Annotated in this window: 30 protein-coding genes; 24 read left to right on the forward strand and 6 right to left on the reverse strand. The window is 29.1% G+C overall.

The window, feature by feature from the left end:
* Positions 1 to 66: 66 nt before the first annotated feature.
* The 5 genes from J2Z24_RS04360 to J2Z24_RS04380 all read left to right on the forward strand — a co-directional run bounded on the left by J2Z24_RS04360 (position 67) and on the right by J2Z24_RS04380 (position 4,913).
* On the forward strand, positions 67 to 486 hold the full coding sequence (locus tag J2Z24_RS04360) for a hypothetical protein (RefSeq protein WP_035146452.1): 420 nt from the start codon (positions 67 to 69) through the stop codon (positions 484 to 486).
* Positions 487 to 576: 90 nt separating this feature from the next.
* Positions 577 to 1,491 (forward strand): SPL family radical SAM protein, encoded by a 915-nt coding sequence (locus tag J2Z24_RS04365; protein WP_035146455.1) that lies wholly within the window; start codon positions 577 to 579, stop codon positions 1,489 to 1,491.
* 227 nt (positions 1,492 to 1,718) lie between these two features.
* On the forward strand, positions 1,719 to 2,546 hold the full coding sequence (locus J2Z24_RS04370) for a MerR family transcriptional regulator (protein ID WP_035146458.1): 828 nt from the start codon (positions 1,719 to 1,721) through the stop codon (positions 2,544 to 2,546).
* Between the two features lie 101 nt (positions 2,547 to 2,647).
* Positions 2,648 to 3,973: an MATE family efflux transporter gene (locus J2Z24_RS04375; protein WP_035146460.1), complete on the forward strand. Its 1,326-nt coding sequence runs from the start codon at positions 2,648 to 2,650 to the stop codon at positions 3,971 to 3,973.
* A 28-nt stretch (positions 3,974 to 4,001) separates the two neighbouring features.
* Positions 4,002 to 4,913: a PhzF family isomerase gene (locus J2Z24_RS04380; protein ID WP_035146463.1), complete on the forward strand. Its 912-nt coding sequence runs from the start codon at positions 4,002 to 4,004 to the stop codon at positions 4,911 to 4,913.
* A 102-nt stretch (positions 4,914 to 5,015) separates the two neighbouring features.
* Here the strand turns inward: J2Z24_RS04380 and J2Z24_RS04385 are convergent, their stop codons facing one another.
* Positions 5,016 to 5,675 carry a FusB/FusC family EF-G-binding protein gene (locus J2Z24_RS04385; RefSeq protein ID WP_035146466.1) on the reverse strand — a complete coding sequence of 220 codons (660 nt, stop codon included), beginning with the start codon at positions 5,673 to 5,675 and terminating at the stop codon, positions 5,016 to 5,018.
* 254 nt (positions 5,676 to 5,929) lie between these two features.
* Positions 5,930 to 6,208: a CD3324 family protein gene (locus tag J2Z24_RS04390; protein WP_035146469.1), complete on the reverse strand. Its 279-nt coding sequence runs from the start codon at positions 6,206 to 6,208 to the stop codon at positions 5,930 to 5,932.
* A gap of 420 nt (positions 6,209 to 6,628) precedes the next feature.
* On the opposite strand from J2Z24_RS04390, the gene J2Z24_RS04395 reads away from it, so the two are divergent.
* Entirely contained in the window at positions 6,629 to 8,023 is a 1,395-nt protein-coding gene (locus J2Z24_RS04395; protein WP_035146472.1) for a L,D-transpeptidase family protein, read from the forward strand.
* Positions 8,024 to 8,118: 95 nt separating this feature from the next.
* On the opposite strand, the gene J2Z24_RS04400 is transcribed toward J2Z24_RS04395, so the two are convergent.
* The 4 genes from J2Z24_RS04400 to J2Z24_RS04415 all read right to left on the reverse strand — a co-directional run bounded on the left by J2Z24_RS04400 (position 8,119) and on the right by J2Z24_RS04415 (position 10,742).
* Positions 8,119 to 8,835, reverse strand: a complete 717-nt coding sequence (locus J2Z24_RS04400; protein ID WP_035146607.1) for an SAM-dependent methyltransferase — start codon at positions 8,833 to 8,835, stop codon at positions 8,119 to 8,121.
* A 128-nt stretch (positions 8,836 to 8,963) separates the two neighbouring features.
* Complete coding sequence (locus J2Z24_RS04405) at positions 8,964 to 9,233, reverse strand: CD3324 family protein (protein WP_035146476.1); 270 nt, start codon at positions 9,231 to 9,233, stop codon at positions 8,964 to 8,966.
* Positions 9,234 to 9,537: 304 nt separating this feature from the next.
* On the reverse strand, positions 9,538 to 10,263 hold the full coding sequence (locus tag J2Z24_RS04410; RefSeq protein WP_035146479.1) for a ferredoxin: 726 nt from the start codon (positions 10,261 to 10,263) through the stop codon (positions 9,538 to 9,540).
* Positions 10,260 to 10,742 (reverse strand): permease, encoded by a 483-nt coding sequence (locus J2Z24_RS04415; protein ID WP_035146482.1) that lies wholly within the window; start codon positions 10,740 to 10,742, stop codon positions 10,260 to 10,262. The genes J2Z24_RS04410 and J2Z24_RS04415 overlap by 4 nt, the downstream gene beginning before the upstream one ends.
* Before the next feature lie 99 nt (positions 10,743 to 10,841).
* Between J2Z24_RS04415 and J2Z24_RS04420 the strand changes: the two genes are divergently transcribed.
* The 18 genes from J2Z24_RS04420 to J2Z24_RS04505 all read left to right on the forward strand — a co-directional run bounded on the left by J2Z24_RS04420 (position 10,842) and on the right by J2Z24_RS04505 (position 26,880).
* Positions 10,842 to 11,513: a Crp/Fnr family transcriptional regulator gene (locus tag J2Z24_RS04420; RefSeq protein WP_035146485.1), complete on the forward strand. Its 672-nt coding sequence runs from the start codon at positions 10,842 to 10,844 to the stop codon at positions 11,511 to 11,513.
* A 164-nt stretch (positions 11,514 to 11,677) separates the two neighbouring features.
* Positions 11,678 to 12,493: a MerR family transcriptional regulator gene (locus J2Z24_RS04425; protein ID WP_035146489.1), complete on the forward strand. Its 816-nt coding sequence runs from the start codon at positions 11,678 to 11,680 to the stop codon at positions 12,491 to 12,493.
* A gap of 205 nt (positions 12,494 to 12,698) precedes the next feature.
* A complete protein-coding gene (locus J2Z24_RS04430; protein WP_035146491.1) occupies positions 12,699 to 13,775 on the forward strand; it encodes a BtrH N-terminal domain-containing protein in 1,077 nt (358 codons plus the stop codon).
* The gene (locus tag J2Z24_RS04435; protein ID WP_035146494.1) at positions 13,765 to 14,367 is read left to right on the forward strand and encodes a GyrI-like domain-containing protein; all 603 of its coding nucleotides are present in this window, start codon (positions 13,765 to 13,767) and stop codon (positions 14,365 to 14,367) included. Before J2Z24_RS04430 ends, J2Z24_RS04435 begins: the two co-directional genes overlap by 11 nt.
* A 347-nt stretch (positions 14,368 to 14,714) precedes the next feature.
* Positions 14,715 to 15,695, forward strand: a complete 981-nt coding sequence (locus J2Z24_RS04440) for a DUF5692 family protein (RefSeq protein ID WP_035146496.1) — start codon at positions 14,715 to 14,717, stop codon at positions 15,693 to 15,695.
* Positions 15,696 to 15,783: 88 nt separating this feature from the next.
* The gene (hypB, locus tag J2Z24_RS04445; RefSeq protein ID WP_035146498.1) at positions 15,784 to 16,455 is read left to right on the forward strand and encodes a hydrogenase nickel incorporation protein HypB; all 672 of its coding nucleotides are present in this window, start codon (positions 15,784 to 15,786) and stop codon (positions 16,453 to 16,455) included.
* A gap of 34 nt (positions 16,456 to 16,489) precedes the next feature.
* Positions 16,490 to 19,189 carry an FAD-dependent oxidoreductase gene (locus J2Z24_RS04450; RefSeq protein WP_035146502.1) on the forward strand — a complete coding sequence of 900 codons (2,700 nt, stop codon included), beginning with the start codon at positions 16,490 to 16,492 and terminating at the stop codon, positions 19,187 to 19,189.
* An 80-nt stretch (positions 19,190 to 19,269) separates the two neighbouring features.
* A complete protein-coding gene (locus tag J2Z24_RS04455; protein ID WP_035146505.1) occupies positions 19,270 to 19,611 on the forward strand; it encodes a hydrogenase maturation nickel metallochaperone HypA/HybF in 342 nt (113 codons plus the stop codon).
* A gap of 56 nt (positions 19,612 to 19,667) precedes the next feature.
* The gene (locus J2Z24_RS04460) at positions 19,668 to 19,853 is read left to right on the forward strand and encodes a hypothetical protein (protein ID WP_051593180.1); all 186 of its coding nucleotides are present in this window, start codon (positions 19,668 to 19,670) and stop codon (positions 19,851 to 19,853) included.
* A gap of 560 nt (positions 19,854 to 20,413) precedes the next feature.
* The gene (locus J2Z24_RS04465; protein ID WP_162175677.1) at positions 20,414 to 20,737 is read left to right on the forward strand and encodes a DUF4238 domain-containing protein; all 324 of its coding nucleotides are present in this window, start codon (positions 20,414 to 20,416) and stop codon (positions 20,735 to 20,737) included.
* A gap of 220 nt (positions 20,738 to 20,957) precedes the next feature.
* Entirely contained in the window at positions 20,958 to 21,284 is a 327-nt protein-coding gene (locus J2Z24_RS04470) for a hypothetical protein (protein WP_035146509.1), read from the forward strand.
* A gap of 511 nt (positions 21,285 to 21,795) precedes the next feature.
* Positions 21,796 to 22,206, forward strand: coding sequence for a peptide deformylase (locus J2Z24_RS04475; protein ID WP_035146511.1), 411 nt, complete (start codon positions 21,796 to 21,798; stop codon positions 22,204 to 22,206).
* Between the two features lie 106 nt (positions 22,207 to 22,312).
* On the forward strand, positions 22,313 to 23,140 hold the full coding sequence (ybiA, locus tag J2Z24_RS04480; RefSeq protein WP_035146513.1) for a riboflavin biosynthesis intermediates N-glycosidase: 828 nt from the start codon (positions 22,313 to 22,315) through the stop codon (positions 23,138 to 23,140).
* Between the two features lie 85 nt (positions 23,141 to 23,225).
* On the forward strand, positions 23,226 to 23,720 hold the full coding sequence (locus tag J2Z24_RS04485; protein WP_051593181.1) for a DUF7832 domain-containing protein: 495 nt from the start codon (positions 23,226 to 23,228) through the stop codon (positions 23,718 to 23,720).
* Positions 23,721 to 23,876: 156 nt separating this feature from the next.
* Positions 23,877 to 24,764 (forward strand): AraC family transcriptional regulator, encoded by an 888-nt coding sequence (locus J2Z24_RS04490; RefSeq protein WP_035146514.1) that lies wholly within the window; start codon positions 23,877 to 23,879, stop codon positions 24,762 to 24,764.
* Positions 24,765 to 24,988: 224 nt separating this feature from the next.
* The gene (locus J2Z24_RS04495; protein ID WP_035146516.1) at positions 24,989 to 25,363 is read left to right on the forward strand and encodes a GntR family transcriptional regulator; all 375 of its coding nucleotides are present in this window, start codon (positions 24,989 to 24,991) and stop codon (positions 25,361 to 25,363) included.
* 3 nt (positions 25,364 to 25,366) lie between these two features.
* On the forward strand, positions 25,367 to 26,218 hold the full coding sequence (locus J2Z24_RS21585; RefSeq protein ID WP_035146519.1) for an ABC transporter ATP-binding protein: 852 nt from the start codon (positions 25,367 to 25,369) through the stop codon (positions 26,216 to 26,218).
* 5 nt (positions 26,219 to 26,223) lie between these two features.
* Complete coding sequence (locus J2Z24_RS04505; protein ID WP_035146521.1) at positions 26,224 to 26,880, forward strand: ABC-2 transporter permease; 657 nt, start codon at positions 26,224 to 26,226, stop codon at positions 26,878 to 26,880.
* The last annotated feature ends 1 nt before the right edge of the window (position 26,881 follow it).

The following is a 26,881-nucleotide window of genomic DNA, read 5'->3' on the forward strand; positions in this document are numbered from 1 at the left end:
AAATTAATAGTTGTGGCATTACACAATGGCCTAAAAACGATTTTATAATTCGTGAGGTGAATATTTTTGGGGAAAGCAAGAGTATCACAAATAACAGCATACTTTAATTCTAATATAAAGACTGTTTGGGATGTGGTTACTAATAATAGTGATTATAAATGGAGGAGTGATATCAAAAGAATCGACATTCTTAAAGATGGAAAAGAATTTATTGAATATACTCATAGCGGAATTGCTACAAAATTTATCATTACTAAAAAGAATGAGTATAGTGAATATGGATTTAACATGGAAAATAAAAAGTTCACTGGTTTTTGGAATGGATATTTTTCAGAAACAGAAACAGGTGGAACGAAAATAGTTTTTACAGAAAATATCTTTATTAAAAATCCTATAATTAAAGTGTTATCTTATTTTTTTATGGATTTAAAGAAAATGCAGAAAATATATGTTTCAGATCTAAAAAAGAAATTAGGTGAGCAATGATATTAGTTCTGATAAATTTAAAAATAATGTAGTTAAAATAGGGGGAACAGAAGAAAATAGTATAGATTAAGAAATAAAGGGAATATTGATATGAATAAAATAATATTTAAAGAGGAAAGTTGTAAAAATGCTTTAAATAAATTGAAGAGAAGAATACCTTATGGATGGGACTTAAATATTTATAGAGGATGTCAACATGGGTGTAAATATTGTTATGCTATGTATTCTCACAAGTATTTAGGATCAGTTGATTTTTTTACAGATATTCATATAAAAACTAATATAGTAGATGTATTAGAGAAGGAGTTAAGAAATAATAACTGGAAGAAAGAAGTTGTAAATATTGGTGGTGTAACTGATAGTTATCAGCCAGCAGAGGGTAAATATAAACTTATGCCTGAAATATTGAAACTTTTTATAAAATATAAAACACCAGCTATAATTTCAACAAAATCAAAACTTATATTAAGAGACTATGATTTAATAGATAAGTTATCAAGAATAACTTATGTTAATATTGCTGAAACAATAACTACTATGGATGAAAGTGTTAGAAAAAAGATAGAGCCCTTTGGAGCAACAAGCCTAGAAAGGTTTGAAGTTTTAAAAGAATTTAGAAAAACTAATGCTAGTACTGGGTTGCATGTTATGCCAATAATACCGTATATTACTGATAGTTATGAGAATTTTAATAGTATGTTTAACATGGCAAGTGATTGTAAAGTTAATTATGTACTACCAGGAACTCTTTATTTAAGAGGAGATACTAGACAGGTATTTTTTAATTTTATAAAAGAAGAATATGCACACTTATACGAAAAGTTACAAGGGTTATATAGTAAAGGTGGAGCAAGTAAAGAATATAAAGAAAAATTATATGAAGTTGTTAATGAATTAAGAGATAAATACAACCTTTCTAGTAGTTATACTAAGGCAATGAAAGAAAAAATGAATATTAAGGAAAATATTCAGATTTCATTATTTGATAAAGATAACATAAAGTAATAAAAAATTATCATAGTATTTAAAGAAAAAGAAATTCTTAAGTATGTATGTTTGTCAGTATAAAATATTAATATTTATTTTTATAAAAAATAGTGAGAAAATAGTAGTATACTATAAAGGGTAGGACTACTATTTTTTGTTTCCATATACTGTGTTCTATAAGAAAAGCTTAAACAAAACTTATTCAATGGAGAATAAATTATATGGTTAGGAAATGGTGATAAAAAGTGAAAGATAAACTGTCAATTGGTGAATTTGCAAGATTAAGAAATATTACCACTGAAACATTAAGGCACTATGATAGAATAGGTTTACTTAAGCCTATTAAAGTAGATGCAAGAACTGGATATAGATACTATTCTATTTTACAGTATGAACAATTAGGAACTATTAAAGAACTTCGCCAACTAGGCATGAGCATTGATGAAATTAAGAAGTACTTCAATAATAGAAATCTAACACAATCTTTTAGTATACTAAAAGATAAACATGATAAACTCATAAATAAAATAAAAGAATTACAACAATTGGAAGAAAGTATTAGTGAAAAAATAAAACACCTAGAATCCATCTCTAAGCTATCAGACTTTCAAAATATAGTTATTAAAGAAATTGAAGAGAGAGAAATAATTACTTTTGACAAATCTATAAAAAATGAAATTGACTTAAGTTATTCATGTATTGAATTAGAGAATGAATTAAAAGAAATAGCTCCTATAGTTGCAAGCAATCGCTTTGGAACAATGATAAAACAAAAGGATGTAGAGTTAAATAAGTATATAGAATCAGCTAGTATGTTTCTTTTTATCAAGGATAAAGAAAATATCCATAAAAATTATATTAAAAAAATTGCTAAAGGTACTTATGCTTGCATGTATTACAAAGGAAGTATTTCTAATATGGAAGTTAATTTAAAAAAGATGATGAAATACATTAATATACAAGGATATAAAATATGTGGTGATGTGCTTCAAATCGTCCAAATAGATATTAGTGTCACAGATAAAATAGAGGAAATATTATTTGAAATACAAATACCTATAAAAGTGTATTGACCTTTGTGTAGCACAAAGGTTTATAATGTACTCCATGAGAACAAAACATATTAACCTTATGGTTATTTTATGCTTAATTATGTTTCGTGGAGGTAGAATAAATGAGAGAAAATATATTGGGAACAGAGAAAATATCTAGGCTGTTCATTAAATTTTCAATCCCAGCAATAATTTCTATGGTAATAGCAGGTATACAAACTATAATAGATGGAATATTTTTAGGAAATTTTGTTGGGCAAAATGCACTGGCTAGTGTAAATATAATTCAACCATTTGTGCAAGCTATAATAGGTTTCAGTATGATAATAAGCGTAGGTTCTCTAAGCTTTTTAGGAAGAAGTTTAGGAGAACATAAAAAAGAAGAAGCACAAAATATATTTAAAACAGCACTTATGTGTATTGTAGTAATATCTTTATGTATAATATTAGTTGGAACCTTATTTGATAAAGAAATTGCAGTATTATTAGGAGCAAATAAAGTGTTATTAGAAGGGGTATCAACATATATAAAAGTTATATCTATATTTGCGCTACCAATATCCTTAATGTTTTTATTTGGATTTACTAATAGGGTGGTAGAAAAGCCAGAATTATATTTAAAGGGTATGATTTTAAGTGTAATTGTTAATATAAGTTTAGATTTTATATTTATAAAACAATTAAGTTTAGGAATAAGAGGAGCAGCACTTGCTACGGGTATAGCATATGTAGTAGCATTTTTTATAGTAATGCCTCCTATGTTAAATAAAAATAATATAGTAAATATATTTAGTGGTAAATTTGATAAATCAGCAATAATGCCAATGGCATACAATGGTTCATCAGAAGGAGTAGTGTCAATTGCAGCGGCTACAACTGCATATTTATTCAATGCTACATTTATGAAAATAGCTGGAGAAACTGGTGTAGCAGCATTTACAATAATAAATTATATATCTGAATTTGGAATACTTACAATGTTTGGTGTGTCAGACGGAATAGGACCTATACTTAGCTATAACTATGGATATAAAAAGCAAAATAGATTAAATGATACACTAAAGTTAGCATTAAAGGTGAATTTATTTATAGGAGTAACATTATTTTTTATATTATTTGTATTTGGAAAGCAATTAGTATCATTATTTGCAAGTGGAAATGAAGTACTTTTAAGCTTGGCGGTAAAGGGATCAAAAACATATGCATTTGCCTTTTTACTATGTGGATTTAATATAATTAATTCAGGATACTTTACAGCAATAGGTGATGCTAAGTCATCTATTATAATAGCAGCAAGTAGAGGCATAGTATTTATAATTTTAGGTATAAATATACTTCCTATGATTATTGGAATGAGGGGAGTATGGCTTACAGTTCCATTTGCTGAATGTATGACATTTATTATAGGTATGTATTTGTTTAAAAAATTATGCCTAAAAACAGTTTAAAATGTTAAAGAGATAAGGGGGATAAATCATGATAAGAAAATATACTTTATATCAAATTGATTCGTTTACAAAGGAAAAATTCACAGGAAATCCGGCAGGAGTAATAACAAATGCAGATGGATTAGCTGACTACGAAATGCAAAAAATCGCTAGAGAACTTAATAATTCTGAGACAGCCTTTATTTTTTCTTCAAATAGCAACAAGTATGATGCTCATGTACGTTTTTTTACTCCAACAAATGAAGTGCCAATTTGTGGACATGCTACTATTGCTGCTCATTATGCTCGCGCTATTGAAAATGGACTGGATACTTCAAGGGTTTATCATAAAACTGGTGCGGGGATTTTGCCTGTTGATATAATAAAGGAAAATGAGGATTACAAAATTGTTATGACTCAGGGTAAAATTGAGTTTGGTACAATTATTGACGGAGCAAATAAAGAAAAACTTCTATCTGCCCTTAATATAACAAATAATGATTTGCTAGAAAACTATAAAATTCAGATTGTTTCAACAGGTCATTCTAAGGTTATGATTGGTATAAAAAATATTGAAACTTTAAATACATTAAAGCCAAACTATGATGCACTTTCTAGATTAAGTAATATTATTAAATGCAATGGATATTATGTTTTTACTGTTAATTCACAGGATAGTGATATTTTAATACATGGTAGAATGTTTGCACCTGCAGTAGGTATTAATGAAGACCCTGTTACTGGTAATGCAAATGGTCCTTTGGGTGCATATCTTGTTCATCATAATCTTGTTAAACATAATAATTCTTTATTTAGATTTAAGGCTAAGCAGGGTGAAGCTATAAAACGACAAGGCATTATTGAAGTTGAGGTGAAAATAGAAGATAAAGAACCTGTTGAAGTTAAGATTTCTGGAAATGCAGTAATAATATTTAAATCACAGTTATCATTAAATGATTAAATAAAAAAGACTTCTAATATAAATAAACAATATCTAATGATGTATCTGCTCTAATACTATTATCAGTAGCAGTATTAGGGCAGATACGTCCATAGCTAACAATTACTTGATATTGTTAACATCTTTTAAAATTTTTTCAAGCTTTTCCACAGCTACAATTCGGTTATTACACTTTGCGCTATCTAAACACATATGAAAGCCTATTGACCTATAGTTACCTTCTCCAGCATTAGCTGTTTTACAGATAGGTGAAACAAAGGCTACTTCATTTTCCCCACCTACATGATTGCAAAGCGTACATATATGAGTTTTATTGGAACTATAATTTGGAATTCTACATGTCATACTTACGAGTTTACCATTCATATTGTAAACTACAAATAATTTTCTAATGGATTCATCAATCCAACCTAAATACACATTCTTTGAATCTTGTACATTTAGGTTTGGTAATTTTAATTTTTTTTCTTTTTTAAACAATTTATTAATTTGTGCATTTGTAACGTTTGGCATTCCATATATATATTCATTCAATGTAGCTAAATACTTATCAATTTGCAAGTGGTCATTTATTTTACTAATATCAAGTAGTTCTTTTTGTTTCTCAGATAAATCTGTAAAAATACGTAATATCTTCTCATGTATATATGCTTTAGTTGTTTCAATAATATTAACATCCACACAACCTTTGAAGGCATTATTTAAATCATTTAAACATTTTTTTATATAATTATACTCATGTTTTTTTATAAAAGCATTCATAAAATCTAGCACCTCTTTTTTTAACATATGTTGTTTTTTATTTTATCATCAGTCCACTAGCAAAAAGATGATTATTATTACTCCAACTGAAAGTAACAATAATCATCCTGGTTTAAAACATACTACATATTCATAATAATTTTATTTCTGAAGCTTGTCTTAAATTAAAAATAATAACTTTCATTGGATTGCCACAATGAAATCATAGCATAGTTTAAGATAAGCATTCAATCTAATAAATAATTCTGTAATGATTATAAGCATAAAAGTTTTTCTTGACTTATTATTCTTCTTATACTCTTTTCTGACAGGTAATATTCTTGAGTTAGTTCATTAATAGTAGCCCCATCAATGTACTTTTTATAAATTTCATTATTTCTCACCTTAAGACTACTTTTTATACCACTTTTTTCTCCCCAGGCCTTATGATTTCCATTTTTTCTGGGTATATAAAGATATTCCCCGTCTATATATTCTTGTATTATTTTAACAATTTCCTCTGGTAACACATCTTGTGCTTTTATATATTTCATTTCCTTACTCCTCCACTTTTACCATAGTATTAAAGCAAAGAATACTAAGAAGCTATGTGTTACAGAGCCTAAAACATGTAAGCATTTCAGCTAATTTAACAGCTTAGGCTCCAAACAAAGATAGCTGACTTTGTTGTAGTCTTTGCAAGGAGCAAGCTGATTTAGAGCTGAATGTATCAATGACCTTCATAAAAACACCCCCAATACGTTACGCCTATTATATCATAATTAACATTAAATTGAATATATGTTTATCCTAGAGGAGAATTTTATAACCTTTTTCGGGTGAAAGTTGTAGGGTAAATCTTATTAATTTGATTAATATTTATATTTTAGTTTTAAAATCAAAAATGCAAACATACAATAAACTAATTATTATGTTTAAATAAAATGTATTTTTGATGAAAGGTATAGATAGGCATGAAGGATATTAATATAAAGAAGTTCTTTAAAAAGGAGGTTAAGAAAAATATTATTATTTTAATAGCCTCAATTATACTAATATATTTACTTATCTCATTATATTTTGTTAATCATTATTTTTTTAATACAGTAATGAATGGAGTAGATGTTTCATTAAAAGCACATGATGATGTAAATAATATTATTATAAATTATATTAAAGATTATAAGCTACAGTTAATCGAAAGAAATGGAGAAATAGAAGAAATAATAGGACAAGATATAGGAATGAAGTACAATGAGAAAAATAGTGCTCATAGAATTTATCAAATGAAGAATTCTTTAAAATGGATAAGTTCATTAATAAAGAAGCAAGAATATTATGTATGTGATTTATTTGTTTATAATAAAGATAAATTAGAAAACAAAATAAATACATTAAAATGTTTAAATAGAGATATTATAGAATCCCAAAATGTAAGCTTTAAGTATTCAAATGGTTCATATGAAGCTGTTAAAGAAATATATGGAAATAAGATATATAAAGATATATTAAATCAAGCTATAGAAATGAGTATATTAGAAGGAAAAACAAAATTAGATTTAAATAGAAATTTGTGTTATGAAAATCCACAGTATACTTTAAGATCTGATAAAACTTTTCAAACTAACAATTTACTAAATAAATATGTAGGGACAAAAATTACTTATGTGTTTGGAAGCAAAAATGAAATATTAGATGGAAATATAATAAATAAATGGCTTAGGATTGATGAGAATTTAGACATAGTAATAGATAAAAAAGCAGTTAATGAATATGTACAAGGCTTAAGCAAAAAATATGATACAGTTGGCATAGGGAGAAAAATTAAAGCATCTACAAATAAAATAGTAGAAGTTAAGGGAGGATTCTATGGATGGAAAATTAATTGTGCTGCTGAAGTAAAAGTATTATTAGAAAATATAAAACTTGGTAAAGCATTAAAAAAAGAACCTATATATATTCAAAAGGCTTTATTTAGAAATGAAGATGACATAGGCAATACTTATGTAGAAATTAACATAACAAGACAACATCTATGGTTTTATAAAGATGGAAAGCTTATAATTGAAGGGTCAGTAGTAACAGGCAATCCTAATAAGGGAAATGGAACTAGTGTTGGGGTGTATATGCTTAATTATAAACAAAAAGGAGCAACTTTAACTGGACCAAATTATAATTCTCAAGTAACTTATTGGATGCCTTTTAACGGAAATATAGGAATACATGATGCAAGCTGGAGACATTCCTTTGGAAAAGATATATATAAAAGAAATGGAAGCCATGGATGTGTAAATACTCCTTTACATTTAGCCAAAACTATTTTTGATAATATAAAAGAAGGAACTCCCATTATTTGTTATGAAGAATAGAAATATAGGAAATCCCCGGAAAGACTACTGTTTCCGGGGATTATAAATAAATTGTAAATACAATTTGTTTTGATAAATGGGCTTTTAAAAATGTACTATCTTCGTTTCCTGGCTATCACAGAAATTATATTCATGTATTTTCCTGCGCCAGCTTCCATTGCACGACGATCATTTACAGCATATTCATTTTCGCAGTTCAACCAATCCTTCCAACATTCTTCAAAGCACATCATTTCATCAATGGCTTCCACAGTAATCTTCTTGGACTTAGAAAGGAGTTGTTGCCACCATTCACAACTATGAAAAGTTTCCATGTCCTCTGCTCTCCATGAAAGAAGTATTTCTTTAGGAAGATTATTATGAATTTCTTCTTTGAAACCTGGAAAGGACATAGCAATAATTCCATTGGATTTAACAAATGGAGCAAGCTTTTTGTCCATAAATCCGTCTTCTCTACCAAAGTAATAGTATGAATCAACACTGATAACAGCATCAAAGTATTCATTGGCAAAAGGTAGATCATTAGCATCAGCGTGAATTGGAATGATCATTTCTTCTAAACCAAAATCTTTAAAACGCTGAAAGTTTTCAGTTGCTCCTATCCATAAATCTGTTGCATAAACTTGAACACCAAATTCTTTTGCCAAGAAAATGGAGGTTAGTCCTTTTCCACAGCCTAAATCTAAAACTTTCATGCCAGGCTGAAGGTTAAGATTGACAGTCAATTCTTCTATCATTTTCAGCGCATTTGGTCCCATCATATTTTCCTTAACGAATTGATTATCATATTTTGAACTTTTTAGAAATTCCATAGTATCACATTCCCTTCCTTCAATTTTCATTATAATTGTACTATATTAAATCTCATATATGTTCCCACATCTTTTTTCAGAAGAAAGAAAGAGAACACCACAAAACCATATGGTGTTCTCTTAAATATTTAATCTTTCATTTTAGCTACAATTTTATAAATCGTTTTTACGGATAAGAAATATTCTTCAGCCAATTGTCTTATTGATATACCAGATGAGTATTTATTAAAAATTTCTATATTACGTTCAAAGGTGTATTGTTTATTTTTCGTTGTAACTCCCCATGCTTTTCTATTACATGGCTTACGAGGAATATAAACATATTCACCATCAATATATTCTTGTATTACAGACAATAGGTTTTCTGGAAATATTAATTTACCATTCTGATAGCCCATTACACTTCCTCCTAATATTTGTTATGATTAGGATTTAGCAAAGGATATAAATAGCCCTTGCTATTTGTAATGAACCAGCAATGTATATGTTAAACTGATACGTCATTCCCCTTTCCAATATTATGTACATTCATTCTACTTCATAAAGGAAAATAGTTCAAGTGAAAAAAATAGTATTATTATATATGAAATAACCTGGGAAAATGGGCATGATGGTTGATTATCATACCCATTTTCCGAGATTGTCATGGCATAAAGTGAGAAAATCAACATATACTAAGAAGCACTATTAAAAAATATATTGTTAAATATACTTAATAGCTTTTGCAGGACATTTATCAATAGCTAATTTTATTTTATCATTTTCTTGAGATTTTATTATTTTACCCAATACTTTTGCTTTTTTATTTTCCAGTACAAAATTTTCTGGAGCTATTTTTGTACATAATCCACAACTAATGCAAAAATTTTCATTTATATTTAGTAATGCATCTTCTTTAGTTACAATGTCATCTAGAGGGACATCTTCTTTTTTAACAACTTTCGATGTAATAATAGCTATTATTAAAATAGATATTGTAGTTAATATCCATCTAATAGCCATAAACTTAGGTCCTAAAAATTTAGACTCATTAGCAAGCATTGGAATTTTAATTACAGCCCAAGAACTTAAAATAATTATTATATTAGCTATGCTTGCTCCTTTTTTTATAAGCATTTTACAAACAGGAAATGCTGCGTAAATAGGACCAGCTGAAAAACTGCCTAATAAAAAGGAAAATAGAAACCCTTTTGCACCGGAATTTTCTCCTAAAGCATTTTCAATTGTTTTTTTAGGAACCCAAGCTTCTATAAGAGAAACCAATAAAAGTATTATGGGCAGTATGGTAAGCATCTCTTTTACATAATATAAACTGTTATTTAATGACTTTATGCCTTTATCAGGCATTAAAATTAGTAAAAATACATATATAAAAATTACAAAAACTAAAAATAAGTTATTCTTAATTTCATTAATAAATTTATTCATATTATTCCCCCCATTAAAAGTGATATAATGACTGCAAATATAAAGCTTAGCAAATTTCTAGTTAATGCAAATTTAAGTCCAAACTCTCTGTTCTCAAGTGGGAATGTAACCATTCCTACCATAGTAAGAGTTGTTAAAAATGCTACTATAGGAATTATGCTAGCTCCTGCATCTATAAGAGAACCTACAAGTGGGAAAGAAACAAAAGCTGGTATTAACGTAATACTTCCTACAAAGGCTGCAATAATGGTTGATATTAATATATTTGAACCTCCTAAATATTGCTTAATGGTTTCAGGCGGAATAAATGTGAGTAATAAACCTATGAGAAAAAGTATTCCTATAATTTCACCTATCATGTTTTTCATTAATCCACTGGACATTTTAATAGAATTAATTGTTTTCTTTTTATCTTTAATAATAGATACTATAAACCAACTTAATGTTATTATCCAAAGACTTATTATAAAAATATCCATTTTATTCTCTCCTTTCACTATCTTTACTCTAAGTATAAGTTGTTTTAAAATTATAATCAGTTACCAAGGTAACTAATTTAAAAAAGGAGAAATTTTTTAATGTTAGACTTTATTGAGATGCTTCAACATATAGATTTATTTAAAGGCCTTACTTCTCAAAATATTGAAGATTTACTTGCAAAAGAATCTTCTTATATTAAAGAATATAAGAAGGGCTCAGTAATATACTTTCAAAACGAAAAATGTATGACTTTAGACATAGTTTTAAAAGGCGTTGTTTCTATAGAAGGGATTGATGATAAAGGAAATTATATTACAATAAGTGATTTTACTGCTGGAAATGTGATAGGCGGTAATTTGCTTTTTTGTCATAAAAACTCTTATCCAATGACTATTATAGGAAAAACGGATGTAACAATTATTCATTTAAAAAAAGATTTAATTTTAAAGCTTTGTCAAAGTAACTCTAATTTTTTGATTAATTTTCTTGAATCACTATCAGATAAAACTTTGATTTTAGCAGATAGAATAAAAACATTATCATTTAAGTCCTTAAGAAAATCCATAGTTGATTTTTTAATCTATGAAAGTTATTCTCAAAAAAATAATAAAATTAAGTTAGGATTAACTAAAAAAGACTTAGCAGAAAAGTTTGGTGTACAAAGGACTTCTTTATCTCGTGAATTAAAGAAAATGAGAGAAGAGGGGTTAATAGAATATGATGCATATTCTATTACAATTTTAGATAAAGATTCACTAATGAAATTTTAATACAGATTAATTTTTCCAATATATATAAGTATGTTAAAATAAAATGATGGAATATAAAGTTAAAACTTTACTTGCAATCTATGTAGAGAACTATATCATAAATGACGTAGAGTTTAAAAGAGATTTATATGACACATATATAATAAGTTTAGAAAGGATAAAAAATGTTTAAAATAGGTGAATTTTCAGTACTTACATCTATAAGTATTCATATGCTTAGAAACTACGATAAAATTGGATTATTAACGCCTAAGTATATAGATGAATGGACAGGATATCGATATTATGAAAGTGATCAATTGCCAATTGCAAACCAAATTGTAGCTTTAAAGATGATGGGATTTGGACTAAAAGAAATAGCAGCGTTACAATTAGAATACATGCAAATGGACAAGTTTAAAGATGTATTAAAAAATAAAATTGAAGCTAAAGAACGAGAAGTAAAATTAATTAGAAGACAGTTAGCACAAATGAAGAATGTACTGAAGGATTTGACAAGTGAAAAGAAACATCCATTGTCTATAGTGATTAAGTGTATACCAGATAGAAAAGTTGCTAGCTTTAGAAAAAAAATTAAGGAGTTTCCGGATGAAGGGATTTTATGGAAAACACTTAGTGATGAATGTGAAAAGTTAAATGTTGAATTTTCAGATGCAAATTATTCTATTGCTATTCAACATGAAATAAATTTTGATGAAAATTACATTGATGTTGAAGTTCAAAGATTAGTTGAAAACATTTATGAAAGTACAGATAAGGTTAAGTTTTATAGTATACCATCTTGTGAAGTAGCTGCACTAGTATATCAAGGTGGATATAGCAAACTTAAAGATATAAATATTTATATAGCTAAATGGATAACCCAAAATGGTTTTGAAATTTGTGGACCTGCATTTAACATTTATTATATTTCTCCAGAACATGGAGTAAATGAAGAGAAATTTATTACAGAAGTATGTTTTCCTATTAAAAAAAGATAGGGTATTGACTCTAGCACAATGCGAGGGTATATGCTTTTTCTATAAACAGAGTTCTTGGTTTCAGATGGAGTTTTTATTCCAACTGAAACTTAGGAATCGTTATCCAAGGACGTACCCGCTCTTTACTCCCATTTTGAATAAGATGTGAGTATTAGAACGGGTAGTCATGGGATAAACAAAATTTTATAGAAGGAGTGATGAAAATATGCCTAAAAAAGTAATTGAACTAAGACATAAAGTTTGTGATTATACCTGTATGTGGAATGGTATTGAAGATTTATATGGGACAAAATTAGGTAAAGATATACCAGATTATTTTTTCTTTTGTTTAAGTGGAATAGGAAGATTTGTATATTTGAAGTTTAGTAGTGGGAATATGCGAAGAATGACTTCATGGAATGATGGAAAAACCAAAAAAATGTATGCATCAATTTGTAATATTGTAGGATTTAAACATAAACATATAGAAGGTAGAAAATTTGAATATGTAATGAAAAGGTCAAAAGAGCAGATTGATAATGAAAAACCAGTTGTTCTTGGATGTTTGGATATGTATTATTTAAGTTATTATCCAAAGTTTTATTACAAAGAACATATACCAATTCATTATATATTAATGGTTGGATATGATGATGAAGAGCAGTGTGCATATGTATATGATTGTGGAATCGAAAAGTTACAAAAAATTAAATATGAAACTCTTGAAAAGGCTATGAATATTGAAAAGACATCCTTATCCGATAAAAATTCAATTTGCCTTATAGAGTTTGATGATAAAATTAACAGTATTAAGGAAATTGCTATAAAGGGGTTTTATGAAAAAGCAAAGGAAATGCTTAATCCTAAGGTAGGATTTTGCGGAATTTCTGGCATGAGAAAGTTAAGCAAAGAAATTCTTAATTGGAAAAATGAATTAAATGCTGAAGAATATGAAACAGCTCTTAAACATATTGTTACGTTTACAGGTACTGTTCCAATTCTTCCCAATAGATTACTTATGACAGATAAAAAAGATGAAATAGAACATCAAGCCGCTCGAAGAGAATATGCTAAGTTATTAATGCAATTAGGAGATAAATTCGGTTTTCAGGAATGGAAAGTAGCAGCTGACCTTTTTAAAAAAAGCGGTAGTATTATTCAAGAGATGACAGATTTAATAGTAGGTTACCTATTGAAAGAAAGTAAAGAGCTTAATGGATTACCATATATGATTAATCAGATAGCAGACCTTGAAGAAAAAGCATATCATAGAATTTTGGAGGGAATAAGAAATGAAGCATGAATGGAGAAAGCATGAAAAAGAACTATATGCACCTAAGGTGACACCACAGTTATTATCTGTTCCAAAACAGAAATTTTTTATGATTAAAGGAAAAGGGAATCCTAATGATGAAGATTTTTCAGAGAGAATAGGCGTTTTATACTCTTTATCATATGCTGTTAGAATGATGCCCAAAAGCGGATTTGTACCAGATGGATATTTTGAATACACTGTATATCCACTTGAAGGGATTTGGGAAGAGTGTGATGCAAGTGATAAATCTACATTTTCTTATACAATCATGATAAGACAACCAGATTTTATTACAGAGGATGTTGTAAAAAGAGCCTTTGAAATAGCAAATGTGAAAAAACCAAATCCACTTTTAAAAGAAGTTTATTATGATGAAATAGAAGAAGGTCTTTCAGTGCAAATTCTTCATATAGGAGATTATGATGATGAGCCAGAAAGCTTTCAAAAGATAATAAAATTTATGAATGAAAATAATCTAGAAAGAAGAGGGAAAACTCATAGAGAAATATATTTGTCAGATGCAAGAAAAGTAGAACGTAATAAATTAAAAACAATACTAAGATATATGGTTAAAGAATAATTAGAGTAAAAACAATATATTTATGAACGAAAAAATCATAATAAAAAATTATAATTTATATCAAATAATTAGAGAAATTATAACTTACACACTAAAATAGTAGCTATTCGTAAAGTGCACTCTAAATGTTAGACACATATAACATTTAGAGGTGCATTTCAACAGAGCTATTATTTTTTGCTGTTTTTTTGTAAATATGTGGTTAACAACTTAATCATAGATTGGGGAAGTGAAGGAAATTAAACAGTTCAAATAGACAATTTTAGGTATTTGTCTATTGAAGAATGATTGGAATAAATTGTATAATAGACTTGATAGAATAATAATTTCATATTAAGGAGGTAAGTATGTTTGTTTTCAATTACGCCGATGGAGCATCGGCATTAAGCGTATGGGGTGTTTGGATAATTGTTTTTGTGGCACTCTTTGGCTTTAATGAAATAGCTCGTAGATCGAAAGCTATCGGTTTTTTCTGTTTTTTTATTTTACCATTAATACTTTCAATATTATGGTTTACTGTATTAAGAGATACAACCTATACAGATTGGTTCCATTTAGCAAAGGTGTATTCTTCTACAGCTGGATGTATAGGTTTTTGGTGCATCAGGCATGTTAAATGGAAAAATAAATTCACAGGTAAAGAATGGAGATTATCTGATAAAAAATTGGCATTATGTTTTCCACCACTTATCCTTGCTATCAATATTATTGAGGCAGTAGTCCGTGATTTCCAAGTTGGTATTCAATATCATGGTGGTGGAATTTTAGCAGATGAAGCTATGTATGTGCTTGGAGGTTCCTGGAATTTTATGAATGGTATAGCAGGTATCTTGAATATAATAACTATAACCGGATGGTTTGGAATTTGTATAAGAAAACAAACTACTAAAGATGGAAGCAAAGATATGTTGTGGCCTGATATGTTATGGTTTTGGATAATAGCATATGATTTATGGAATTTTGCTTATACTTATAACTGTCTACCAGGTCATGCTTGGTATTGTGGGTTTGCTTTATTATTGGCTCCAACTCTTTGTGCATTTACTGTTGGAAAAGGAGCATGGCTGCAACATCGTGCACAAACGCTGGCATTATGGTGTATGTTTGCACAGACATTCCCATCATTTATTGATAAGGGCCCCTTTGCTGTTATGTCATCCTACAATACAGCACCACTATTTGCATTTAGTTTCGTAGCATTAGTTTCAAATATAGCAGTATTTATTTATATGATTTATAAAATAGGTAAGACAAAGAGAAATCCTTATCTTGGTGAGCTTTATACAGATCTAGGAAAATATAAGGAAGTTAAATCACTTGCAGAATAAATATCATATCAAATAGAATATGGTTTTTATTCATCAAATAGAAAAAGAGTATAAATAAACTTTTATATAAAGTGGGGGTAAAGGTAATATGGATAAATATAAAGTTATTGAAATTAAGCAAAGTGTTTTCGAAGACAATGATCGACAAGCGAATTTGCTTAGGGAAGAATTAAAGAAAGAGAAGACTTTTTTATTGAATTTGATGTCATCACCAGGTTCAGGTAAAACAACAACTGTTTTAAGAACAATTGAAGCCTTGAAAGATGAAATGAACATTGGTGTTCTAGAAGCGGACATTGATTCTGAGGTTGATGCTCATACTGTTGCTCAGACTGGTGCAAAGGTAATTCAATTGCACACAGGTGGAATGTGTCATCTTGATGCAGATATGACTAGACAAGGTTTATTGGGCCTTGGAACAGAAGGAATTGATTTGGTGATTTTAGAAAATGTAGGCAATTTGGTATGTCCAGCAGAATTTGACACTGGTGCATCAAAAAATGCCATGATTTTAAGTGTACCAGAAGGAGATGACAAGCCTTTGAAATATCCTTTAATGTTCTCCGTTGTTGATGTTGTATTAATTAATAAGATAGATGCAATAGCTAGTTTTGATTTTGATTTTAAGGCAGTAGAAGAACGTATAAAAAAATTAAATCCTAATATTAAGGTTATCAAAATATCTGCTAAAACTGGTGAGGGAATTGATGAATGGGCCAACTGGATACGTACTGAAGTAAAAAATTGGAGTGTTAAATAGGCAGCTGTGAAATTTAATTTGGGGGGAAATAGGTATGGTAAAGAAAAAAGTACTTGAGCTGGCCAATAAGATTGCTGCTGGGATTACTGGTGGGTTAGTAAAAGTAAAACCAACGGATCCGGAATATAAAATTCTTGAGGCAGTTACTACAGATGAAATGGCAGAAGTAGCACTTAATTTAGAGATCCGAAAGCCCAAAAGCCTAGAGGAGGTTGCTGCTCTTTGCAAAAAACCTGTAGATGAAGTAGAGAGGATTCTATATAAGATGGCAGTTGATGGTTCAGTTAAAGTAGAAAAGGAGAATGGTATTGATAAATACTTCCTTGAGCTTTATGTTCCTGGTGTCATGGAATACATGGTTGCAAATAGGGAAAATATAAAAAAGTATCCAGTGATTCCTGAATCCTTTGAAGAATATACAAGAAAATTAGGTGGGTTAATGGCAGGAAATATTCCTGTAGGAATGGGCGTAATGAGAGTTATACCAATTGAAAGCGCCATTGAAGGTGATACAAGAAGGGCCTCTTATGAGGAAATTTCAGAACTGATTAATAAACATGAGGTTTTTTCTGTTGCGGATTGTGCATGTCGTACATCCATGAGAGTTATTGGGCAAGGCTGTGGACATACCGTTGAAGAAATGTGTATTCAGCTTGGTCCAGCTGCTGAGTATTATATTCGTACAGGAAGAGGTAGACAGATTACTAGAGAAGAAGCTATTGCTATTTGTAAGAAAGCTGAAAAGGAAGGTTTAATACATCAGATACCTAATTTATCAGGACCGGGAAAAACCCTTGCTATTTGTAATTGTTGTGGATGTTCCTGCTTTGGATTAAGGAATGCCAATCTTTATAGAAACCCTGATTTTTCAAGATCAAATTATGTTTCACAAGTGGATAAAGATAAATGTGTTGCCTGTGGAGAATGTGTAGAAAATTGCCCATCCAATGCATTAACACTAGGACAAAATTTATGCACAAAGAAACCTATTGCAGTGGAGAAGGAAAAAGAAACGCCATATGATACTAAGTGGGGAAAAGACAAATGGAATCCTGATTATCGTCATCGTAAAGTTGTTGCTGAAGGCGGAACAAGTCCATGTAAATCTGAATGTCCAGCTCACATAGCTATTCAAGGGTATATCAAGATGGCATCTCAAGGAAGGTATAGAGAAGCCTTGGAACTTATAAAGAAAGAAAATCCTTTTCCAGCAATCTGCGGACGTATTTGTCCAAGGAAATGTGAATCTGTTTGTACAAGATCAGATGTAGATGAACCACTTGCTATTGATGAAATCAAAAAATTCATTGCTGAGCAGGACTTAAAAGCAGAACATCGCTTTGTCCCTGAAAAGAAGGATAATAGACCTGAAAAAATTGCTGTAATAGGTGCAGGTCCTGCAGGACTATCTTGTGCTTATTTTTTAGCTGTTGATGGTTATCAGGTAACAGTGTTTGAAAAGGAAGAAAAACTTGGTGGCATGTTAACACTTGGAATTCCTTCATTTAGGTTAGGAAAAGAAGTAGTAAATGCAGAAGTTGATATTTTGAAGGAATTAGGAGTAGAGTTTAAAACAGGGGTTCAGGTTGGTAAGGATATTACTCTTCATAAACTCAGAGAACTTGGCTACAAAGCATTTTATATAGCAATTGGGGCTCAAGCTGGCCGAAAGCTAGGGCTTGAGGGTGAAGAAGCTGAAGGAGTAATGACAGGTGTAGATTTTTTACGAAAAGTAAGTCTAGGTGAAGAGTTAAAGATGGAAGGAAAAGTTGTCGTTATTGGTGGAGGAAATGTTGCTATTGACGTTGCTCGAACTGCTGAAAGAATTGGTGCTTCACAAGTAGATATGTATTGTTTAGAGAATAGACAAGAAATGCCTGCACTTGGGGAAGAAATTGAAGAAGCGTTATCAGAAGGTATTAGCATCAATAATTCTTGGGGACCTAAACGTATAATTCAGGAAAATGGACGTGTTGTTGGTGTGGAATTTAAAAAATGTATTTCTGTCTTTGATAAAAATAGAAGGTTTAATCCTAAATTCGATGAAAATGAAACAAAGATTGTTAAAGCAAACAGTGTATTGACTTCAGTTGGCCAAGGAATGAATTGGGGAGAATTATTAAAAGATTCCAAAATAGAATTAAACCCAAATAAGACAATAAAAGCTGACCCTATTACTTTCCAAACAGGTGAGGCAGATGTATTCGCTGGCGGAGATGCATTGACAGGACCTAAGTTTGCTATTGATGCCATTGCTTTAGGCAAGCAAGGTGCCATTTCAATTCATCGTTATGTTCATGGTGATAACTTAACAATAAGCCGTGAAAGAGAATATCATGCTCTTGATAAAGAAAACTTAAACATGGATGGCTATGATCGTTTGCCTAGACAAAGACCACTTCATGTTGAAGGAAGTGAATCAAAGTTAACCTTTAAGGATTTGCGTGGTACATTTACTGAAGAACAAATAAAGGAGGAAACTAAGCGTTGCCTTGGCTGTGGTGCCGTGGTTGTAGATCAATACCAATGTGTGGGCTGTGGAATGTGCACTATAAAATGTAAATTTGATGCAATTTCACTAATAAGAAAATATGATAGTTCTGGTTTAGAGTTTAAAGATATGAAACCTGCAGTTATAAAACATGTTATAAAACGTCAAGGAAGAATTGCAGTAAAAAGTGTAAAGAAATCAGTGAAATCAATCTTCTCAAGAGAAAAAGATAAGACAGAATAATTAAAGTATTATTTCAAATAAAAGATAGGGAAGAGTAGTTTTGTACATTTTTTATACTTTTACAAGAGAGGTGAAGTCATTTGCATGAAGTGGGAATTATGATTGAAGTCATTAAAAATATTGAAAATTTTGCAAGAGTAAATAGATTAACAAAAATAGATACATTAGTTCTTCAAATTGGTGAGCTCTCATCTGTAATTCCAAGATATATTGAAGCATGTTACCCAGCTGCAGTTGATGGTACATTATTGCAAGATACAAAATTGAAAATTGAGATATTACCAGGCAATGCTATTTGCAAAAAGTGTAATAAAGCTTTTAATCTTATTGAGAATAATAATAAATGCCCAAATTGCGAAAGTAAAGATTGGGAGATACTATGTGGAAAAGAATTTATGATTAAGGAAATAGTCGCTTGCTAAAATGACGTTGTTAAGATGTATTATAAAGTACTAAAAATAGCAGCATCCAATTACAAATGGATGCTGCTAATGCCAAATGGGATATATGCAATAAAATTATTGATAAATATTTGAAATATATTTTAGATGTGAAACCTATTACTGCAATAAAATTTATTAAAAGCAGATATAGAAATATAGAAGATAGTATGCAACCATTAGTGTATAAAGATATTAGGTCTGATTTACAGAAGATAAAATAAAGGATAACAATTTATGTATCTAATATTAATAGTATGTATTATATTACCTACCATTCTAAAAAGAAAAAACAACTCAAAGTAGTTGACAGGTGCAATATCTATATATAAGTGTAAATGGATGGAAATTATGGATTATAACAAGGATAGAAAAATTTAAAATTCATTATTATCAAAGAAATATTTAGTATTTATTTTGATAATGGCAATTATTATGATTGTCTATACGGTTGGGATTAGACTAAATTTAAAGGAAACATTTTATTGTTGTTAATTTAGGATCAACCAGGCTCAGATAAATCGTTATCCAGAGCGTAGCCGCTCTTTACTTCCTCTTTGAAGAAGATGGGAGTTAGAGCTAGTAGTTATCTGATAAATTTGTTCAATTAGTAGTAGATATGAGTTTAAGACAAAAGTAAAGGTTAGTTATTTTATGAATGCATACATTTATAAGAAATTTAAGTATACTAAGGATTGTAGCAGTAGTTATGTACATAACTAGAATTCTAAGTTGATTAAGTCTGAGAGTTATAATTTTTCATATGAGTATTGAGATGGGAAATATGGGAAACAAACCAAATCAACAGTATGTTTGGCAGAAATATTTAAAGGTTTGGGAAAATGATTCGAAAATTCCATTTATTACAGGAGATCAACCCGTAATTAATATTCATGCTAGCTTAATTAAACATGTTGAAACCACTGATTTAGCACTTTATTATCCATTATCACCAACCATGTCTTTGTTAATAACTAAAGAACAACTTTGCAATACTAAATGCTCTATTGAAAGAGTTAAAGAATACAATGATATGGTAGAACGTCAGTCACTAGAACTGATATTTGCAAATGATGAACTCGCTTTACATCCATATATATTACATTAATGGTTATTATTGAATAGATTTCGAGTGTTGTTAATTACCCATTATCTATACAATTGGACAAGGTATAACTATAACTGTTAGACTAACAATTAAGAAGTTAAAGTATATAAAGATTTTATTTAAAAAGTGTTGTCAGTGTTGTCAATGTAATAAACTGCGAAGTAAAGCTTATTCATATAATATTTAGACAAATAGTAATTTGAAGGGGGAATATTTTATTATGATTATTGACAATAATCCAAAGGAAATAGAAGCAATGGAAGCATTTCACCGTGGTGACAGAAAAGAAGGATTGCGATTGCAGGAAGAGTTTGCTTCGGAATTTCGTGAAGAATATAAAGATAAGGATCATTGTTCATGTAAAAAGGCATGTCGTTATCATGGAAATTGTAAAGAATGTGTGGCAATTCACAGAGCACATCAGGAACATGTACCAAATTGTATGAGACCATTGATAAATAAGAAAATAAAAATATTATCTGAACTTACTGAACATACAATTGCAAATGAAATTGAGCCACCTAAGGAGATTTTGAGAAAAGAATAAACTTATAGGCTTAGCAACAAATTCTAATATATAAAGTTTAGATAACATAATTTTAGATTCAGTTATGTTGTATATTTCATATTTAACATAACAACAATAAAAATGAATATTTATGAGAAGCATCGCATTATTTAAATTTCAATTTGTATGATTGAACAAAACTAGCCTAATGCATATTTTTCTAAATTTGTCACACTATCTGTATTGGAGATGTAGATACTATATATAGTTATTAACTTCCCATTATCCATATAATTGGACAAGGTATAACTATATATATTAGGCTAACAACAAGAAGTTAAAGCATATAAAAATTTTATTTAAAAAGTGTCATTGGATTATGTTATAATTCTTTCGAATTAAGTATGTGTATTAAGTGAAAGAAATGGCTAATGTTCATAATATAAATAATATTTATTAGGGAATAAGCAATAAAACAAAGTAAGAATAGAGTAGATTTTAAAATCATATCTTATTTTATAAAAAATATAACTGAAAAAGAGGTAAAATTATGATAAAACCAATTGTAAAAGATGTATTGTTTTTAGGACAAAAATCAGAAGAGGCAACTAAAAATGATATAGGAGTAATTGATGATTTAATAGATACATTAAGAGCAAACTTAGAGCATTGTGTTGGATTGGCCGGAAACATGATTGGAGTAAAAAAGCGTATATTGGTATTTACTGTAGGCAACCTTATTGTACCTATGATAAATCCAGTTATATTAAAGAAAGAAAAGCTTTATGAAACAGAAGAAAGTTGTTTATCTTTAATTGGCTTCAGAAAAACAAAGAGATATGAAATGATAGAGGTGGAGTATCTTGATAGAAATTTTAAGAGGCAAAAGCAAGTGTTTACTGGATTTACAGCACAAATAATTCAACATGAAATGGATCATTTTGAAGGTATAATAATCTAATTGAATAATTAAAACAGTACTTACCATAAGAAAAGGTTGTTGCTTGAATATAATATAAAACATATGGTAAAATTTATCTAAAAATTATTTTTTAGGAGAAAGTAATATGGAGTTTAAAGTAATGGCACCTTTGTGGTTAAAATATCCTGGTATACCACAGGGGAGTATTGGATGGAGAATGGGGTATGGAGAATCATATGGAAATAAATTTTATAGTTGGCTTTATTCATTAAGTGATGAAGAAAAACTAGAGTTTAAAGAAAAGTTTCCAGAACCAATTTGCTGGAGTTTGGAAGAGTTTAATTTGAAAAGACATAATAAATTTTGGGTATATAATTGGGAAAATAGAATAAGCACAAAGTATTCTATTGATTTAATAGTAACTGAAAAATTAAACAAAATAGAAAGAGATAAAATATTTTTTTGGGGACATACTTCTAATAAGAAGGATAGAGTTGGGAAGGAATGCCTTAGTCAGTGGTATATGAAAGATTTTAATGTAGGACATGTTGCTTACTGTTGTATGGAACAATATTTAATGTCAAAGAAAGCATTGTTATTTGGTGATGAAGAGTCAAATAATAAAATTATGGAATCAAGGGATCAAAGAGTAATAAAACAGCTAGGACGTGAGGTTAAAAATTTTGATGAAAAAGTATGGAATCAATTTAAAATGCCGATTGTATTAACAGGAAATTATTATAAGTTTTCACAAGTAGAAAGTTTACGAAAATATCTTTTAAGTACTGGTAATAAGATTTTGGTTGAAGCTAGTCCGTATGATAAAATATGGGGAATTGGTATGGGTGAAAATGAAGCTAGATTATGTGAAATAGAAGAATGGAAAGGAAAAAATTTACTTGGATTTGCGTTGATGATAATAAGGGATGAGTTAGCAAGGTTATGGAAGTTTGAGAATGAAGTGAAATTTTAACATATCTCTCCTGGTTAATTAAAAAGTCAAATTCATACCAAGATTTAAAATTAATATAAAATATTGATATATAAGGAGCAATAAAATGGAAGATAATTTTGATAATGTAAATTGGCATTTTGATGATGCTTATAATGGATATTGCAAGCGATTTAATTGTGAAGATAATAAAGAAAATAGTGAGCATATTGAAGCTGGGTTAGTGTATGCCGCAACCCATATGGGAATGTATATGGCATGGATTATTAAACATAACTTGGAAGGAAGTATTCATAACAAATATTCAAAGGAAGACTTGGAGAAAGTAAGAAACGAACAGATGACAGCAGTGGAATTTTTACTTAAAAATTGTGATGGTAAGCTGTGGAGTGAAGATTTTAATCAGGAGGGTCTTGAATTTACAAGGGCTTATTATGAATACTATTTAAAGGATTATTCAGACTTGGTTTTGTGTGAGTTTGATATAGAATACAGCATATATGAAGTTGAAGATAAATGGACTAACTATAAAAGTATTAGTGATATGTTAGATATTGCTTATAGTAACTTTAAAAAAGAAAAAATAGGACGTGTGAGATAGAATAAATAAGGTTAAGAAATAAAGACTTAAAGCTAATAAAATATAGAGCTTAAGTCTTTTATTTATTTCATAAATAATTTTAGCAATTTAGGAATAACATTGTCCCAATTACAATGATATATTAGAATTACCACGTGGGGAAAGGTTGGTGATAATTTGAATTATAGTAATGCAATATCACAATGTATTGAATTTATTGAGGAAAATATAAAAAGTGATTTAACACCAGAAGTAATAGCAAACAAATGTGGATATTCTGTTTTTCATTTTTCAAGAATATTTAATATTAATAAAGGAATAACTTTAATGGAATATGTAAAAAAGAGAAGACTTTCATTAGCAGCTATTGACTTGTTTAAAGGTGAAAGAATAATAGATATTGCACTTGACTATGGTTTTGAAACACATAATGGTTTCTCAAAAGCATTTAAAAAGGAATTTGGATTTAGTCCTAAGCAATATGTAAAATGTATGGGTAATTATTTTAATGAAAAATTAAACATAGAATTTGGAGGGGTTATTATGAAGCCTGTTATTATAAAAAAACCTGCATTCAAAGTTGCAGGTTATGGAATTAAAACTAATATTACAGATGGTAATTACACTAAAGATATAGCGTCATTTTGGAGCAATTATGATGGTGAAAATTTAGAAAGTAAAATGTATAAAATATTAAATCCACCAAAGCATGGTGAAGTAGGAATATGTGTTCCAGCAAATGGAGAGAGTGGGGATGCAATATATTTACTTGGAGTTATAGTTGACAACTTTGATAATGTTACTAATGAAATGGTAACAGTGGAAGTTCCAGAAGCAACTTATGCTGTTTTTACAACACCTCCAGTAGATACATCTAATGATTTAGATAATAAGGATTTTCCAGAGGCAATAAAAAAGACTTGGAAATATATATTTGAGGAATGGTTTAAAGATAGCGAATATGTTTTTGATGAAAGTAAATTTGACTTTGAATTTTATGATGAGAGATGTCATGGACGAAAAGATACTGTAATGGAAATTTATGTACCAGTAGAAAAAAAGTAATTTATTATATATGAGATATATAACAATAGAAATATAGTATATTTTATTTAAGTAAAGTAAATCAGAAAAATACACCAAAAACAGCAGCATCCAATTACAAACGGGTACTGCTATTTTTGGTGTTTTTTTACCTAGCCCCAGTATTCTCGGGCTTTTTTTCTTGACACTGGTGTGCTTGGTGTATATAATGTGATGTATAGACATACACAGTTAGGGGTGATAAGTTGAATATTGTTCTTTCAAATACTTCGGAAAAACCTTTATATCAACAAATTAAAGATCAAATAAAATCATCAATATTAAAAGGTGAACTAAAAAATGGAGAGTTATTACCATCTATCCGTAATTTTTCAACGGATCTTAGAGTAAGTGTGCTAACAATTCGTAGAGTGTATGATGAATTGGAAAAAGAAGGATTTGTTAAAAGTCAAGCAGGTAAAGGGACTTTTGTATTAGCAGGAAACACTGATTTAATGAAGGATACAAAAAGATTAATGGTGGAGGATAAAATGTTTGACATGGTGTCCACAGCAAAAGCTATGGGAATAAGTAAAAAAGAGCTTATGGATATGATGGATATTATATATGAGGAGGTATAAGTTGTGAGTGATGTATTAAATATATGCAATGTTTCAAAGAAATTTGAAAATTTCAACCTAAACAATATATCTTTTAATATTCAAGAAAACTGCATCACAGGATTTCTTGGAAAAAATGGTGCAGGGAAAACCACATTAATAAAGATTTTATTAGGGTTATTGAAAAAAGATAGTGGAAAAATCACATTTTTTTCAAACAAATATGGAGATGATGATTCCTCTATAAAGAATAAAATAGGCGTTGTTTTAGATGATGGATTTTTTTATGAAAATCTAACTTTAAATGAAATGAAAAATGTAATTGCTGCTTGTTATAGTGTTTGGGATGAAGAAACTTATGAAGAATACCTAAAAAAATTTAGGTTAAATCCAAAGCAGTCCATATCAACTTTATCAAAAGGAATGAAGCTTAAATATTCTCTTGCAATAGCTTTATCCCATGGTGCTGATTTTCTTATTATGGATGAACCAACTTCTGGACTTGATCCAGAAATACGAAAAGAATTAATGGATATATTAAATCAATTTGTACAAGAAGAAGGAAGGAGTGTTTTTTTCTCAACACATATTACTAGTGATTTAGAACGATGCGCTGACGAAATAATAATTATTGATAAGGGAAAGATTGTAGAACAAGTAGGAAAAGATGATTTAATAGAATCCTATCGTTTAATAAAAGGTTCACTAGATGATCTAGAAAAAATAAAGAAAGTTCCTTTTAAAATACTTGATAAATCAAGATATGGGTTCACAGGTATTACAAGAGAGTTTGATAAAATACAATCACTAAATTCCAATATTATTATGGAAAAAGCAAATTTAGAAGATATATTTTTAACAATGGTAGGTGAGTGATAAATATGAAGGTAATTTACAATTTATTCAAGAAAGATTTTTTATTAATAAAGAAGTATTTAGTAACCATCTTGGTATTTACTATGATAGCCCCCATATTCATTTCCTATAGAACCCCTGTATTTCAAAACAGCGGAAATATTCTTTATAGCATATTGGTATTGATGATGACATTTATGGTATACCATTCAGTATCTATGGAGGAAATGAAGCAAAAAGGTGAAATTTATCTGAGAATAACACCTATACAGAGTAAAAAAGTTGTTATAGCAAAATACATTGTTGTTACCTTTGCCTTTATAGTAACTACAGTTTTATTTCTAATATTATCGCTGGTACCAGTGACTCATGTAGGTAAAGTAGATATAAAAAACATATTGCTAGTTTTTGGATTAATAGAAATATTTTTTGGAATTTATATTCCTATGACATTTAAGTTTGGTTATGTTAAATTGCAATTAATTAGTACAGGAATAATGTTTATATCTCCATTTGTTATACCACTAATTATGAATTATTTAGGGAATGGCATGGCAGTAATAGCTAATATTCAAAATAGTTCCACCGGGACGATTGCGGGTTTATCCTTATTGATGATATGTGCATCCATTAGCATTGGAACTATAGCATCAAATAATATTATTAAAAACAAAGAATATTAGG

Origin of the sequence: Clostridium tetanomorphum, assembly GCF_017873215.1 — a bacterium.
GTDB classification, from domain to species: Bacteria; Bacillota; Clostridia; order Clostridiales; family Clostridiaceae; genus Clostridium_AO; species Clostridium_AO tetanomorphum.

Excerpts from the sequence above, each read along its gene's own strand:
- J2Z24_RS04365 (WP_035146455.1), top strand. The coding sequence starts at position 577 with ATGAATAAAATAATATTTAAAGAGGAAAGTTGTAAAAATGCTTTAAAT.
- J2Z24_RS04375 (WP_035146460.1), top strand. The coding sequence starts at position 2,648 with ATGAGAGAAAATATATTGGGAACAGAGAAAATATCTAGGCTGTTCATT.
- J2Z24_RS04380 (WP_035146463.1), top strand. The coding sequence starts at position 4,002 with ATGATAAGAAAATATACTTTATATCAAATTGATTCGTTTACAAAGGAA.
- J2Z24_RS04385 (WP_035146466.1), bottom strand. The coding sequence starts at position 5,675 with ATGAATGCTTTTATAAAAAAACATGAGTATAATTATATAAAAAAATGT.
- J2Z24_RS04390 (WP_035146469.1), bottom strand. The coding sequence starts at position 6,208 with ATGAAATATATAAAAGCACAAGATGTGTTACCAGAGGAAATTGTTAAA.
- J2Z24_RS04395 (WP_035146472.1), top strand. The coding sequence starts at position 6,629 with ATGAAGGATATTAATATAAAGAAGTTCTTTAAAAAGGAGGTTAAGAAA.
- J2Z24_RS04400 (WP_035146607.1), bottom strand. The coding sequence starts at position 8,835 with ATGGAATTTCTAAAAAGTTCAAAATATGATAATCAATTCGTTAAGGAA.
- J2Z24_RS04405 (WP_035146476.1), bottom strand. The coding sequence starts at position 9,233 with ATGGGCTATCAGAATGGTAAATTAATATTTCCAGAAAACCTATTGTCT.
- J2Z24_RS04410 (WP_035146479.1), bottom strand. The coding sequence starts at position 10,263 with ATGAATAAATTTATTAATGAAATTAAGAATAACTTATTTTTAGTTTTT.
- J2Z24_RS04415 (WP_035146482.1), bottom strand. The coding sequence starts at position 10,742 with ATGGATATTTTTATAATAAGTCTTTGGATAATAACATTAAGTTGGTTT.
- J2Z24_RS04420 (WP_035146485.1), top strand. The coding sequence starts at position 10,842 with ATGTTAGACTTTATTGAGATGCTTCAACATATAGATTTATTTAAAGGC.
- J2Z24_RS04425 (WP_035146489.1), top strand. The coding sequence starts at position 11,678 with ATGTTTAAAATAGGTGAATTTTCAGTACTTACATCTATAAGTATTCAT.
- J2Z24_RS04430 (WP_035146491.1), top strand. The coding sequence starts at position 12,699 with ATGCCTAAAAAAGTAATTGAACTAAGACATAAAGTTTGTGATTATACC.
- J2Z24_RS04435 (WP_035146494.1), top strand. The coding sequence starts at position 13,765 with ATGAAGCATGAATGGAGAAAGCATGAAAAAGAACTATATGCACCTAAG.
- J2Z24_RS04440 (WP_035146496.1), top strand. The coding sequence starts at position 14,715 with ATGTTTGTTTTCAATTACGCCGATGGAGCATCGGCATTAAGCGTATGG.
- hypB (WP_035146498.1), top strand. The coding sequence starts at position 15,784 with ATGGATAAATATAAAGTTATTGAAATTAAGCAAAGTGTTTTCGAAGAC.
- J2Z24_RS04450 (WP_035146502.1), top strand. The coding sequence starts at position 16,490 with ATGGTAAAGAAAAAAGTACTTGAGCTGGCCAATAAGATTGCTGCTGGG.
- J2Z24_RS04460 (WP_051593180.1), top strand. The coding sequence starts at position 19,668 with ATGGATGCTGCTAATGCCAAATGGGATATATGCAATAAAATTATTGAT.
- J2Z24_RS04465 (WP_162175677.1), top strand. The coding sequence starts at position 20,414 with ATGGGAAACAAACCAAATCAACAGTATGTTTGGCAGAAATATTTAAAG.
- J2Z24_RS04470 (WP_035146509.1), top strand. The coding sequence starts at position 20,958 with ATGATTATTGACAATAATCCAAAGGAAATAGAAGCAATGGAAGCATTT.
- J2Z24_RS04475 (WP_035146511.1), top strand. The coding sequence starts at position 21,796 with ATGATAAAACCAATTGTAAAAGATGTATTGTTTTTAGGACAAAAATCA.
- ybiA (WP_035146513.1), top strand. The coding sequence starts at position 22,313 with ATGGAGTTTAAAGTAATGGCACCTTTGTGGTTAAAATATCCTGGTATA.
- J2Z24_RS04485 (WP_051593181.1), top strand. The coding sequence starts at position 23,226 with ATGGAAGATAATTTTGATAATGTAAATTGGCATTTTGATGATGCTTAT.
- J2Z24_RS04505 (WP_035146521.1), top strand. The coding sequence starts at position 26,224 with ATGAAGGTAATTTACAATTTATTCAAGAAAGATTTTTTATTAATAAAG.